Source organism: Rhodoferax sp., assembly GCF_028714215.1.
Lineage (GTDB): Bacteria > Pseudomonadota > Gammaproteobacteria > Burkholderiales > Burkholderiaceae_C > Rhodoferax.
In genome coordinates this window covers 47,268-59,888 of the sequence record NZ_JAQTMS010000030.1, presented here as the reverse complement: position 1 = coordinate 59,888, position 12,621 = coordinate 47,268, and the positions used below count along the sequence as shown (strand labels likewise).

The window sequence follows — 12,621 nt, the reverse complement described above, 5'->3', positions numbered from 1 at the left end:
GTAGATGTTGCAGTCTGTTCCGAGTTTTACCGCCGCTTCAAAGCACGCGAATGCAGGAATACCGTTTATCGAGAAAGAAAACCAAAACCAAAAGCCGCTACTTGACTATGTGGGAAGTCCCTGTAAAAGGGGGAGGCCGCAGGCCGGCGGACATTCGCGGAGCCACTCACCCCAGTGCACTCGGGCCACTGACGCTTGAGCCTCAGTTCTTGACTTGCGGAAGCAATCTGCATCAGGCAGGCTTGGCTGGAACGGCGTCGTGAATTTCGGAACTTACATGTCAAAAAGAGGGCTTGATCGGCTTCACCGGCAGCAGGAACCAGGCGAACGCGAATCCTTGCACGGCCAGCAATAGAGCGAACGTGAGCCGGAAGGCCTGAGCCCGTTCCATGCCGCCTACGGTGAACGCATCCACAGCGGCACCGATGCCCCATTGCAGGCCGAAAGCACCGATGAAGACCATCAGGTTGAGGGCGGTATTGACCCGGCCGGAGATGGTGATGGGAAAGGCCGCGGTCAGTTGCGAATAGGCGATGTTGCTGAGACTGAAAGACAGGCCCAGCAGAGGCCATAGCCAGGTCGGGCGCGCCAGATCCAGGATGATCGCCAGTTCCACCAGCAGCCCAAGGCTCATGCCGGCGGTCAGCAGCAGCATGGGTGCGATCTTGTGCCGCGCCAGCCAACCCGAGCAGGTCGCGACAAAGACGAAGCCGGTCAGCATCGCCAGACCCATCAGGAACAGGACGCCGGCGGCAGCGGAGCGCGTGGCGCCATTGACTTCCATCAGCCAGGGCACGGCCCACAGACCCTGGATCGCCATGAAGCCGCCGCTGATCAGACAGCCTTGCGGCGCGAAACGCCAAAAAATGCGGTTGCCGAAGATGCCGGCCAGGGTGCGAATCTGCTTGGCCAGGGGCTCACGTTGGTCCTCGGCCGCCTGATCGGGCACCGTCATCAGAAAGCCGGCCGCCAGCACCAGCAGCCCGGCGAACAGGAAGAACGTGCCGCGCCAGCCCAGCAGTGGCAGCGCGGCTTCCACCGGCACGCTGGCGCTTAGCGCGCCGAGGCCGCCAGCCACCATGATGGTGGCCGTCAGGGAAGGCAGACGCGTGACCGGGAACCATTGGCTAAAGGTTTTGAAACTGGCCATCAGGCAGGCCGAAACGCCCAGCCCGATCAGTGCGCGGGCCAGCGCCAGCGTTAGCAAGGTCTTCCCGCTGCCGAACAAGGCGCAACCGGCGGCGGCCAGCAGCAGCAGTGACGCCTCGACCCGGCGTGGACCGAAGCGGTCCAGCAGCAAGCCCAGCGGCAACTGAAACAGGCCGAAGCCGAGAAAGTAGGCGGAGGTCAAGAGGCCCAGGCCGCTGGCCGTGACGCCCAGTTCGCGCATCAGCTCGGGCGCGATCACGGCATTGACGCTGCGCAGCCCGTAAGACAGGAAATAGCCGGCGGCATAAGCTGGCACCAGACGCAGCCAGAGCTGGAGTTGCTGCTTCATGGCGCCGCTCAAAGCAGACCATGCTCGGCCGCCATGACGGCGGCATGGACGCGGGAGCTGACGTCGAGTTTGCGCAGCACGTGTTGCACGTGGATCTTGACGGTGGTCTCGGCGATGCCATGTTGGCGTGCAATTTCCTTGTTGCTGGCGCCGCGCCCTATGCCGCGCAGGATATCGAGTTCGCGTGGCGACAGGCTGGCAATCAAGGTTTCGGTGGTCGTGGCGACTGTGGTCGCGGGTCCCAGGCTGGCACCCCGGTAGGCGGCGACCAGTTTGCTGGTCATCTCGGGTGCGATGACGCTGTCGCCTTGCATGGCGCCCTGGATGGCGGCGGCCAAGGCATCGCCTTCTATGGTCTTGAGGAGATAGCCGGCGGCACCGCCACGCAAGGAGGCGGCGAGGTCGTTTTCGTCTTCGCTGACGGTCAGCATCAGGATGCGGGCGCGCGGTGCCGCTTCGAGCAGGGCGGGCAGGGCGTCGACGCCGTTGACGCCCGGCAAATGGTTGTCGAGCAGGATGACGTCGGGTTGCAGTTCTTGCGCCTTGCGCTGGGCCTGGCCGGCGTCGGCCGCATCGCCGATGACGCACAGGCGCGGGTCGCGCATCAGGAGCGCGGTCAGACCGCGCCGGAACAGCGTGTGGTCGTCGACCACCAGAATCCGGATCGCAGAGGGGTCAGTGGCTTGCATGCAGATCGGTTGGCTTGGCCGGCATCGGGTGCGCCGGCGTTGGCAGAGTGAGGATGATGGAGCTGCCATGACCCGGCGTGGAGATCACCTCCAAGGCGGCACCGATGCGCTGGGCCCGCTCGCTCATGATGCGCAGGCCGACATGGGTTTCATCGAGTTGGCCGCTGCCCGGGTTGAAGCCGACGCCGTCGTCACGGATTTCGAAACGCCAGGCCGGTTGCTGCTGCACATCGAGCCAGACCTGCGAGGCGCGGGCATGTTTGCGAACATTGGACAAGGCTTCCTGAATAATGTGCAGCACCTGGATTTGCCGGTCGGGCGACAAGGGCATGCCTTGGCCTTGCATGCTCAGAGTGGCTTTCATGGCGCTCTGATGTTCGAATTTGCGCAGCGTGGTGGCCAGCGCCGGCTCGATGTCCTCCGCGTTGGCGCGGGTGCGAAAGTGCAGCAGCAGTTCGCGCACATCGCCGTAGCTCTCGCGTACGCCGACATCAATTTCCTCCAGCACCTGTTTCATTTGAGCCGCGTCACCGGCCTGCTGGGCATCGCGCATCAGTTGCACCTGGATCTTGAGAAAAGCCAGCGACTGCGCGATCGAGTCGTGCAGCTCGCGGGCCAGCAAATGCCTCTCCTGCGACACGGCAGCTTCTTTTTCCAGGGCATTGAGCCGCAGGTTCTCCATCGCACCGGCCAGATGGCTGCTGAGCGCGTCCAGCAGGGAACGCTCCGCCTCGGACGGGTTGACGCGGGCGTGAAAAAACAGATCCACTTCGCCCATCAGGCGCTGGTGTAGATGCACCGGGATATTGACCACGGTCTCGAACCCGGCCTTGGCGCAATGTCGCAGCGACGGCTGGTTGGCGCTCTGGATCGGAATCACGCGCAGGCCGACGGCGGCCGAGGCCAGCCCGCAATCGCAGTCACCCTGGTCGATACACAGCTCTCCGTCCACCATGGCCGTTGGCAGCCCCTGCGCCGCCAGCATCAGGTAACGCTGGTTCGCCTGGTCCGACCAGCGCAAGGCGACACCGTCGGCGTGCGCAATGCGGCTGATGGCTTTGACGAAATCCTGCGCCAGTTCGTCCAGCGAGTTGGCTTTTGCGACCAGTGCCGTGACCTTGTACAGGCTTTCCAGGCGTTCGCGTTTTTCTTCCAGTTGCGCGGTTTTTTCCGCCACCTTGTGTTCCAGATTGCGGTACATCGATTGCAGATGTTCCGCCATGCCGTTGAAGCCGTCGGCCAGCGTGCCGAATTCGTCGCTGGTGCCGCTTTCAACGCGGGCGTCGAAATCACCCGACTGAATCTTTTCAATTGCCAGCTTGAGCTGGCCGACCGGTTCCAGCACAAACAGATAGCCGGTGTAGAGCAGAACCGCAGCACCCAGGATGGCCATCGCCAGCATGCTCATCTGCAGCAGATGCAGCATCGCGGTCCAGTGCGCCATATGGACCTCAATGGCCGTCACAAAGGCGTCGATGTGCGCAGCAAAGTCCACCGTTTCAGCGCGCAGGTCACGCAGCACGCTTGGCTTGGCATCGATCCAGCGGGAGCGAAAGCGGGTCCAATCCTGCTCCACGGCGGCGAAGCGTGCGCGCGTCGTCTCATCCCACGACACAAACAACGGGCGCTCCGGGTCACCGCTGCGCAGCGTGCTCAGACTGCGGTCGAATTCCTTGACTTGTTCGGGCAGGGCGCTGGTCTCATCGGTGCCGATCGACAAGGCCATGCGATACGACTGCATGCGCATGCGTCCGGCTTCATTGACCGCCGCGGCGCCGCCGTCGAGTTGCCACGAGACCCACAACGTGGCCGCGGTGGAGAGCAACGCCAGCAGCAGAAACGGTGCCCCCACCAGAGTCAGCTTGGCGCCCAGGCTCCAGTGCTTGTGCTGTGTCATGGCCGGCTTGCGGGGCGGCGTCCGGTGCTCAGGAGACGCGCTCGAAGATGGCGGCGATGCCCTGGCCGCCACCGATGCACATGGTGACCAGCGCATAGCGGCCGCCGCTGCGCTGCAATTCGTAGAGAGCCTTCACCGTGATCAGCGCGCCGGTGGCGCCGATCGGGTGTCCCAGCGAAATGCCGGAGCCGTTGGGGTTGACCTTGGCCGGGTCCAGGCCCAGATCGCGGCTGACGGCGCAGGCTTGTGCGGCAAAGGCCTCGTTGGCCTCGATCACGTCCAGGTCGCCCACCGTCAGACCGGCTTTCTTGAGCGCCAGTTGCGTTGCCGGCACCGGGCCTATGCCCATGTACCTGGGATCGACACCGGCATGGGCGTAAGCCACCAGACGCGCCATCGGTTGCAGGCCACGCGCCTTGGCGGTGGCCGCTTCCATCAGCACCACGGCGGCGGCGGCGTCGTTGATGCCGGAGGCATTGCCGGCGGTGACGGTGCCGTTCTCCTTGAGAAAGGCCGGTTTGAGCTTGGCCATGTCGGCCATCGAGCAATTGGGACGGAAGTGCTCGTCGGTGGCGAAGGCCACATCACCTTTTTTGCTTTTCAGGATGACCGGCATGATCTGTTCCTTGAAGTAGCCGGCTGCCGTGGCGCGCTGGGCGCGGTTGTGGCTTTCGACCGCAAGCGCGTCCTGCTCTTCGCGCGTGATGCCCCATTTGGCGGCGATGTTCTCGGCCGTCACGCCCATGTGAATGGTCTGGAACGGATCGTGCAGCGCGCCCACCACCATGTCGACCAATTTGCTGTCGCCCATCCGGGCGCCCCAGCGCGCCGTGAGGCTGGCATAGGGGCCGCGGCTCATGTTCTCGGCGCCGCCGCCGATGGCGATGTCGGCATCGCCCAGCAGGATCGCCTGGCTGGCCGAGACGATGGCTTGCAGGCCGGAGCCGCACAGGCGGTTGACGTTGAAAGCCGGGGTACTCTGGTCGCAGCCACCCATGATGGCGGCCACGCGCGACAGATACATGTCCTTCGGTTCGGTGTTGACCACGTGGCCGAACACCACATGCCCCACCTCGCTGCCCGCCACCTTGGCGCGCGCCAGCGATTCGCGCACGATTTGCGCCGCCAATTCGGTCGGGGGGATATCTTTCAGGCTGCCGCCATAGGTACCAATAGCGGTGCGCACAGCACTGACAACAACAACTTCACGACGCATGAGAGACTCCTAGATTTTGAGAGGGATGGAAAACAGTACGGATGATCGGGCGAGGACGCAGAGGGCTCTTTCAGGGCGAGCCAATTTCGTGCAGTGCCAGCAGGTTGATGAGCGCAGACAGCACCTCGTGTTTGAAGCCGACGCGGGCTTTGCCGTTTCCGTCATCGCCATTGAGCACCAGTTTTTGCAGGTATTCAACGCATTCCTTGTGGCCCCAGAAGACGTCGATTGTCTTTGCAATGCGCTCATGGTGCGCCCGGATGATGGCCATGTCATGCTCGATGCGGACTTTGCGGGGCCGTTCGTGCAGCGGCATCGGTCGGGTCAATTCAAGCTCCTGCTCTGGAATGAGCTCCGGGAAGCCCACACATTCTTCCTTCTTGTTCATGGCTGGCCTTGTCATTTTCGATATCGGTCGGGTGGCGCAATCTCCAACGGGGCGCCCGCTTCAGGCACCGCCTGAATCATCCCGCATTTTGCCTCAGCGCCAGCTGTAGGCTGCCGTCCGGGGCCACAGACGGTCGCCATCGACGAGCGAGGGTCCGGGCCGCTGCCGATCCGGGCGGGAATTTGCGCTACGCGGTGCTCGCCACGTTGCCGCAGGCGACACAATTGCGCCCGTTGCGCTTGGCAATGTAGAGACCTTCATCGGCGGTCTTGATCAAGTCCTCGAAATTCTGCATGTCGGCTGTTTTCGCCGCAACGCCCACGCTGATTCGGCCCAGCCATTCACCGCCGGCCAGGGCGACGCGCAATTTTGCAACGTCTTGCCGCATCGTCTCTGCAATGTGGAAAGCGCCATCCAGGCCGGTGCCCAGACAGATGATCAGAAATTCGTCGCCCCCGATGCGGCAGACTACGTCATTGCCCCGCACGGCGCGGCGCAGACGCGCCGACAACTGGCGCAGCACTTCGTCGCCGGCGGCGTGTCCATGGCGGTCGTTGATCTGCTTGAAACCATCGGCATCTATCATCATGCAGGTCAGCGGCAGGCGGTCCCGCTCCGACTGCGCCCAGGCCTGCGCCAGCCAGGCCATCGCCTGGCGGCGGTTGGGTAGCCCGGTCAGCACGTCGGTCAGGGCGATTTGCTCCAGCAATTGATTGGCTTCGGCCAGCGAGTGGGTACGCTCCAGGACTTTCGCTTCCAGCGTGCTGTTCAATTGCTTGAGTTCGCGATTGCGCTGCGACACCTGGTGGAACAGCCCATTGAGTGCCAACAGCAGCGGTGCCGTGGCGCCTTCATGCATCGTCTCGGCGGCCAGGTAAGCCTCTTGCGCGGTCTGGCCGGAACGCATGGCGGCAATCTGCTTGGCCATCGATTGATCGCTGCCCAGAATATGGTAGGCCAGCCAGTAAGTGAGAAATTTCAGCAGTCCATCCGAGGTCTGCGGGCGCTGGGCGCCGTCCTGGTGCAGCGCCGTCATGTCCTGCACGAAATCGGCGTGCGCCTGTTGGTGCTTGCGGATATGGCGCGGGTCCAGCCCGATCCGCTGCATCAGGCCTTCTTCCTCCCGGAAATGGTATTCCGCATAGGCCGCCAATTGGCCGAACAAGTCCTCGATGTCGGCGAGCGGGACGCTGCCACCCTGAAGTAATAATTCGCCAAAGCGGTTGATCAGATCAACCAGGCCGTGATGTTGCTGGTCAACCATCTCGAGTCCGGTTTCAAAACACTTGTCCCAGTGGAATGCCGCCAAGCCAGTCTCCTGTCATTGTTGTGCTTTCATTATGGCATCGCCCCGTGGCGGTGGCGTCGGCGCAGCCGGGGCCGCGGTCCGCGCGGTAACATCCGGCGATGGACAACACCGACTTGCTGCCGCGGGACGCCCAGAGCATTCTGGAGCTGGCGGCGCGCTCCATGTTCGAGCTGTTTGCCAACGCCAGCCAGGGCATGATGCTGGTGGACCGACAGGCCCGGGTGGTCTGGATCAACGAGCAATACAAACGCTTCCTGCCGGCCTTGGGCTTTGAGCGGGTGGAGGATTTTGTCGGCCACCCGGTTTCCAGTGTCGTGCACAACACCCAGATGCACCATGTGCTGGAGAGCGGCAAGCCGATCCTGATCGATTTGCTGACCAACCGGGCCGGCACTTTTGTGGTCAGCCGGATTCCCTTGCGCGACAACCTGGGGGAGGTGATCGGTGCCCTCGGTATCGTCTTGTTCGACCACGCGGAAACCAGTCTGCAACCCCTGGTCGGAAAGTTTGCCGTGTTGCAGCGCGATCTCGATGACGCCCGGCGCGAACTGGCCAGCCAACGCATCAACCAGCGCAACAGTGAGCGCAGTGGCCAGCGTCAGTCGCGCTACACGTTTGCCAGTTTTGTCGGCGCCAGTGCGCCCGCGGTGGAGGTCAAGCGGCAGGCGCGGCGCGCCGCGCAAACTGCCAGCCCGGTATTGCTGCTGGGTGAAACCGGGACCGGCAAGGAGTTGTTGGCGCACGCCATCCACGGCGCCTCGGCACGCGCCAGCGGTCCTTTCATCAGCCTCAACATTGCCGCGGTACCCGACACCTTGCTGGAGGCCGAGTTTTTTGGCGTCGCCCCGGGCGCCTACACCGGCGCCGAGCGCAAGGGGCGCGAGGGCAAGTTCCGGTTGGCCCATGGCGGCACGCTTTTTCTCGATGAGATCGGCGACATGCCACTGGGCTTGCAGGCCAAGTTGTTGCGCGTCCTGCAGGAGGGCGAGATCGAGCCGCTGGGCTCCAACAAGCTGATCCCGTTCGATGCCCGGGTGATCGCCGCCACCTCGCGCGATTTGAGCAAACTGGTGCGTGAAGGTAACTTTCGCGAGGACCTGTTTTATCGCCTCAACGTACTGCCCATCCGGGTGCCGCCGCTGCGCGAGCGACGCGAGGACATTGCGGCCCTGGTCGAAGTGCTGGGCGAGGACATGGCCTTGCGCAGCGGCGCCCAGCCGCCGGAGCTCAGCACCGAGGCGCTGGCATTGCTGTCGGCGCAGGTTTGGCGCGGCAATATCCGGGAACTGCGTAACGTGCTGGAGCAGGCCATGATGCGCAGCGATTCGCATCGCATCGTGGCCTCGCAACTGGAGGCGGTGTTGCGCGAAGCGGGAGTTGAGCCACCGGTGGCCGCACCGGTTGCGGCGGCACCGGCACTGGCGCGCGCCGGTGCCGGCGAGGCGGGTCGACCGCTGGCGCAGCAGGTGGCCGAGCTGGAACGCCAGGCTATCGCAGCGGCCATGACGGCGGCCTGCGGAAACAAGGTGGCGGCTGCCAAAATGCTGGGTATTTCGCGCGCAACACTCTATCAACGGCTTGATCAGTCTGTCTAAAGTATAGACATATGTCTTAATAGCAGACAATCTGATATGTCTAATAGTTGGACATAACCGGAATCCTCCGAATTTAGTTCAATAAATTCAAGGGCTTGCAATTTGGCACGTTTGGTGCATCATGGACTCTCAGATTGACTATCACAACAGGAGACAACTATGCATCGTCGTACTTGGATCGCGCGCGCCGCGCTGGGCGCTGTCGCCATGGCTTGTGCCTTCGCTTCGCCCCTGGCCTTGAGCCAGAACAAGCAAATCAAGATTGCCCACATCTACAGCAAGACCGGTCCGCTGGAAGCCTATGGCAAGCAAACCGCCATCGGCTTCATGATGGGCCTGGACTACGCCACCGGCGGCACCATGATGATAGGCGACAAGAAACTGGTGGTGATTGAAAAAGACGATCAGGGCAAGCCGGACTTGGGCAAGTCGTTGCTGGCCGCCGCCTATTCCGACGACAAGGCCGATCTGGCCGTGGGGCCGACCTCTTCCGGTGTGGCGCTGGCGATGTTGCCGATTGCCGAGGAATACAAAAAGATCCTGTTGGTGGAGCCGGCTGTGGCCGACTCGATCACCGGAGACAAGTGGAACAAGTACATTTTCCGCACCGGCCGCAACAGCTCGCAGGATGCCATCTCCAACGCCGTCGCACTGGACAAGCCCGGAACCGTCATCGCCACCCTGGCGCAGGATTACGCTTTTGGCCGGGACGGCGTCAAGGCCTTCAAGGATGCCATCAAGAAGGCCAAGCTGGTGCATGAGGAGTACCTGCCCACCAGCACCACTGACTTCACTGCGGGTGCCCAGCGTCTGATCGACAAGCTCAAGGACCAACCCGGGCGCAAGGTGATCTTCATTATTTGGGCCGGTGCCGGCAATCCCTTCAAGATCGCCGACATGGACATCAAGCGCTACGGCATTGAAATTGCCACCGGCGGCAACATCCTGCCGGCGATGGTCGCCTACAAGCAGTTCCCGGGCATGGAAGGCGCCGCCTATTACTATTTTGGCATCCCGAAGAACGCGGTCAATGAGGCCATGGTGGCGCGTCATTACAGCCAGTTCAAGGCGCCGCCGGACTTCTTCACCGCCGGCGGCTTCTCGGCCGCGATGGCGGTGGTGACGGCACTCAAGAACAGCAAGGGCGACGCCAGCGCCAACACCTTGATCAAGACCATGGAAGGCATGAGCTTCGACACGCCCAAGGGCAAGATGACGTTCCGCAAGGAAGATCACCAGGCGATGCAGAGCATGTACCATTTCAAGATCAAGGTCGACCCGGCGTTTGCCTGGGGTGTGCCGGAACTGGTGCACGAGATCAAGGCGGAGGAAATGCAAATTCCGATAAGGAATAAACGCTAGTTGAAGTTGTCGTCCCTGCCCGGATCGAGGTCCAGGGCAGGCTTGATCCGGGATCCTTGGATTGCGGGTCAGGCCCGCAATGACAGCCCCACAAAGAAGCGCTCACTTTTTTGGGCTCCTTCGCACATGCTTGAAACCAAACAACTGACGGTGCGCTTCGGCGGTCATGTGGCGGTGAATGCTGTCAGCTGTACCTTCCGGCCCGGCACCCTGACGGCCATCGTAGGCCCCAACGGGGCTGGCAAAACCACTTATTTCAACCTGATTTCGGGCCAGCTCAAGGCCAGCTCGGGCGACGTTTTCCTGAACGGCAACAGCCTGGCCGGCCTGAGTCCGTCGGCGCGTACCCGCGCCGGTCTGGGGCGGGCTTTTCAGTTGACCAACCTGTTCCCCAATCTGTCGGTGCTGGAGAACGTGCGGCTGGCGGTGCAGGCGGCGCGCTCCGGTGCCCATCTGCGCGGCCTCAACCTGTGGAGCATCTGGAGCGACCACAAAGCCCTGACGCAGTTGGCCGAGGAGGTGCTGGACGCAGTGGCCATGAGCGACAAGCGTGCTACGCCGGTGGCCAGCCTGCCGCACGGTGACCAGCGCAAGCTGGAGGTGGCGCTGCTGATGGCACTGGAGCCCGACGTTTTCATGTTCGACGAACCGACCGCCGGCATGAGCCATGACGAAGCACCGGTGATTCTCAATCTGATTCGAAAGCTGAAGGAGGACAAGCGCAAAACCATTCTCCTGGTGGAGCACAAGATGGATGTGGTGCGCGAACTGGCCGACCGCATCATCGTGTTGCACAACGGCAGTTTGGTGGCCGATGGCGAACCCGCCGTGGTGATTGCCTCGCCCATCGTGCAAGAGGCGTATTTGGGGGTAAGCCCGCAAAACGCCGGTGCGCAGGATGAGACGCCGCCTGAACCCGGTGTTGCGCCTGAAGGGGGAAGGAGGGCGGCGCCATGAAGAAAAACCTGCTCACGCTGGAAGGCGTCCACACCCATATCGGCGTCTACCACATCCTGCACGGTGTTGACCTGCTGGTGCCGCGCGGGCAACTGACCATGCTGCTGGGGCGCAACGGCGCCGGCAAGACCACCACGCTGCGCACCATCATGGGTTTGTGGCACGCCAGCCAGGGCCGCGTGACTTTCGATCAAGCCGACATCACCCGGCTTGCCACCCCCGAGATTGCCACCCAGGGTATCGCCTACGTGCCGGAGAACATGGGCATCTTTGCCGATCTCAGCGTCAAGGAAAACATGCTGCTGGCGGCGCGCGCGGCCAAGCGCGCCAGCCAGATGGACGAGGTCCGCCTGAAGTGGATTTTTTCCCTTTTCCCGGCCGTCGAGAAATTCTGGAATCATCCGGCCGGCAAGCTCTCGGGCGGACAAAAGCAGATGTTGGCGGTGGCGCGCGCCATCGTCGAGCCGCGCCAATTGCTGATCGTCGACGAGCCCAGCAAAGGCCTGGCGCCGGCCATCATCAACAACATGATTGATGCCTTTGAAGAACTCAAGGCGACCGGCACCACGATCCTGCTGGTGGAACAGAACATCAACTTCGCCAAACGGCTGGGGGACCAGGTGGCGGTCATGGACAACGGCCGCGTGGTACACGCCGGTGCCATGCAAGCGCTGGCCGAGGACGAACAACTACAGCAGTCGCTGCTGGGGCTGGCGATATGAACAAAATCGACTTCGATTGGAAACCGTTGGTGTTGGTGCCGCTGCTGGCGTTGGGGGTGTTGCCCTTCATCGGCTCAAGCTCGACCTGGCTGACCCTGACCGTGGCCGGCTTGGCGATGGGCATGATCATCTTCATCATCGCCTCCGGGCTGACGCTGATTTTCGGGTTGATGGATGTGCTCAATTTTGGCCATGGCGTGTTTATCGCGCTGGGCGCTTTTGTCGCCACCAGCGTGCTGGCGTTGATGGGCGACTGGACCGGCTCGGCCGAGCTGTGGCGCAACCTGCTGGCGGTGTTTCTTGCCATGCTGCTGGCGATGGCGGTGTCGGGCGCGGTTGGACTGGCGTTCGAGCGCTTCATCGTGCGCCCGGTGTACGGCCAACACCTGAAGCAGATCCTGATCACCATGGGCGGCATGATCATCGGCGAAGAACTGATCAAGGTGATCTGGGGGCCGCAGCAGATTGCGCTGCCGCTGCCCGAGGGCTTGCGCGGCGCCGTGCTGCTGGGTGACTCGGCGATCGAGAAATACCGCTTGCTGGCGGTGCTGGTGGGGGGCGCGGTTTTTGCGCTGCTGGCCTGGACCCTGAGTCGCACCAAGATTGGCTTGCTGATTCGCGCCGGGGTGCAGGACCGGGAAATGGTGGAGGCGCTTGGTTACCGCATCAAGCGTCTGTTTGTCGGCGTGTTTGTGGTCGGCAGCGCCCTGGCTGGCCTGGGTGGCGTGATGTGGGGGCTGTACCAGCAAAACGTCACGCCGCAAATGGGCGCGCAGGTCAATGTGTTGATCTTCATCGTCATCATCATCGGCGGCCTGGGTTCCACCGGCGGCGCCTTGATGGGTGCCCTGCTGGTCGGTTTGATGGCCAACTACACCGGCTTCCTGCTGCCCAAGGCGGCCCTGTTTTCCAATATTGCCCTGATGGTGGCAATTCTGCTGTGGCGGCCGCAAGGCGTTTACCCGGTGGCCAAGCGCTGACCAGCCAT

At 62.8% G+C, this 12,621-nt stretch carries 11 protein-coding genes; 5 read left to right on the top strand and 6 right to left on the bottom strand.

The window, feature by feature from the left end:
• Positions 1 to 280: 280 nt before the first annotated feature.
• From PHS32_RS14550 to PHS32_RS14525, 6 genes are all read right to left on the bottom strand, one after another.
• Positions 281 to 1,498 (bottom strand): MFS transporter, encoded by a 1,218-nt coding sequence (locus tag PHS32_RS14550; RefSeq protein ID WP_301079742.1) that lies wholly within the window; start codon positions 1,496 to 1,498, stop codon positions 281 to 283.
• Positions 1,499 to 1,506: 8 nt separating this feature from the next.
• Complete coding sequence (locus PHS32_RS14545) at positions 1,507 to 2,187, bottom strand: response regulator (protein ID WP_301079740.1); 681 nt, start codon at positions 2,185 to 2,187, stop codon at positions 1,507 to 1,509.
• Positions 2,174 to 4,084 (bottom strand): type IV pili methyl-accepting chemotaxis transducer N-terminal domain-containing protein, encoded by a 1,911-nt coding sequence (locus tag PHS32_RS14540; protein WP_301079738.1) that lies wholly within the window; start codon positions 4,082 to 4,084, stop codon positions 2,174 to 2,176. Before PHS32_RS14540 ends, PHS32_RS14545 begins: the two co-directional genes overlap by 14 nt.
• A 28-nt stretch (positions 4,085 to 4,112) precedes the next feature.
• Positions 4,113 to 5,300 (bottom strand): beta-ketothiolase BktB, encoded by a 1,188-nt coding sequence (bktB, locus tag PHS32_RS14535; RefSeq protein WP_301079736.1) that lies wholly within the window; start codon positions 5,298 to 5,300, stop codon positions 4,113 to 4,115.
• Between the two features lie 70 nt (positions 5,301 to 5,370).
• Complete coding sequence (locus tag PHS32_RS14530; RefSeq protein ID WP_301079735.1) at positions 5,371 to 5,688, bottom strand: hypothetical protein; 318 nt, start codon at positions 5,686 to 5,688, stop codon at positions 5,371 to 5,373.
• Between the two features lie 187 nt (positions 5,689 to 5,875).
• Positions 5,876 to 6,997, bottom strand: coding sequence for a GGDEF domain-containing protein (locus tag PHS32_RS14525; RefSeq protein ID WP_301079733.1), 1,122 nt, complete (start codon positions 6,995 to 6,997; stop codon positions 5,876 to 5,878).
• Between the two features lie 98 nt (positions 6,998 to 7,095).
• Between PHS32_RS14525 and PHS32_RS14520 the strand changes: the two genes are divergently transcribed.
• From PHS32_RS14520 to PHS32_RS14500, 5 genes are all read left to right on the top strand, one after another.
• On the top strand, positions 7,096 to 8,592 hold the full coding sequence (locus PHS32_RS14520) for a sigma 54-interacting transcriptional regulator (RefSeq protein WP_301079731.1): 1,497 nt from the start codon (positions 7,096 to 7,098) through the stop codon (positions 8,590 to 8,592).
• A gap of 159 nt (positions 8,593 to 8,751) precedes the next feature.
• Complete coding sequence (locus tag PHS32_RS14515) at positions 8,752 to 9,954, top strand: substrate-binding domain-containing protein (RefSeq protein WP_301079730.1); 1,203 nt, start codon at positions 8,752 to 8,754, stop codon at positions 9,952 to 9,954.
• A 126-nt stretch (positions 9,955 to 10,080) separates the two neighbouring features.
• Entirely contained in the window at positions 10,081 to 10,911 is an 831-nt protein-coding gene (locus PHS32_RS14510) for an ABC transporter ATP-binding protein (protein ID WP_301079729.1), read from the top strand.
• On the top strand, positions 10,908 to 11,633 hold the full coding sequence (locus PHS32_RS14505; RefSeq protein WP_301079727.1) for an ABC transporter ATP-binding protein: 726 nt from the start codon (positions 10,908 to 10,910) through the stop codon (positions 11,631 to 11,633). Before PHS32_RS14510 ends, PHS32_RS14505 begins: the two co-directional genes overlap by 4 nt.
• Positions 11,630 to 12,613 (top strand): branched-chain amino acid ABC transporter permease, encoded by a 984-nt coding sequence (locus PHS32_RS14500; RefSeq protein WP_301079726.1) that lies wholly within the window; start codon positions 11,630 to 11,632, stop codon positions 12,611 to 12,613. The genes PHS32_RS14505 and PHS32_RS14500 overlap by 4 nt, the downstream gene beginning before the upstream one ends.
• Positions 12,614 to 12,621: the final 8 nt, after the last annotated feature.

Excerpts from the sequence above, each read along its gene's own strand:
- PHS32_RS14550 (WP_301079742.1), bottom strand. The coding sequence starts at position 1,498 with ATGAAGCAGCAACTCCAGCTCTGGCTGCGTCTGGTGCCAGCTTATGCC.
- PHS32_RS14545 (WP_301079740.1), bottom strand. The coding sequence starts at position 2,187 with ATGCAAGCCACTGACCCCTCTGCGATCCGGATTCTGGTGGTCGACGAC.
- PHS32_RS14540 (WP_301079738.1), bottom strand. The coding sequence starts at position 4,084 with ATGACACAGCACAAGCACTGGAGCCTGGGCGCCAAGCTGACTCTGGTG.
- bktB (WP_301079736.1), bottom strand. The coding sequence starts at position 5,300 with ATGCGTCGTGAAGTTGTTGTTGTCAGTGCTGTGCGCACCGCTATTGGT.
- PHS32_RS14530 (WP_301079735.1), bottom strand. The coding sequence starts at position 5,688 with ATGAACAAGAAGGAAGAATGTGTGGGCTTCCCGGAGCTCATTCCAGAG.
- PHS32_RS14520 (WP_301079731.1), top strand. The coding sequence starts at position 7,096 with ATGGACAACACCGACTTGCTGCCGCGGGACGCCCAGAGCATTCTGGAG.
- PHS32_RS14515 (WP_301079730.1), top strand. The coding sequence starts at position 8,752 with ATGCATCGTCGTACTTGGATCGCGCGCGCCGCGCTGGGCGCTGTCGCC.
- PHS32_RS14510 (WP_301079729.1), top strand. The coding sequence starts at position 10,081 with ATGCTTGAAACCAAACAACTGACGGTGCGCTTCGGCGGTCATGTGGCG.
- PHS32_RS14505 (WP_301079727.1), top strand. The coding sequence starts at position 10,908 with ATGAAGAAAAACCTGCTCACGCTGGAAGGCGTCCACACCCATATCGGC.
- PHS32_RS14500 (WP_301079726.1), top strand. The coding sequence starts at position 11,630 with ATGAACAAAATCGACTTCGATTGGAAACCGTTGGTGTTGGTGCCGCTG.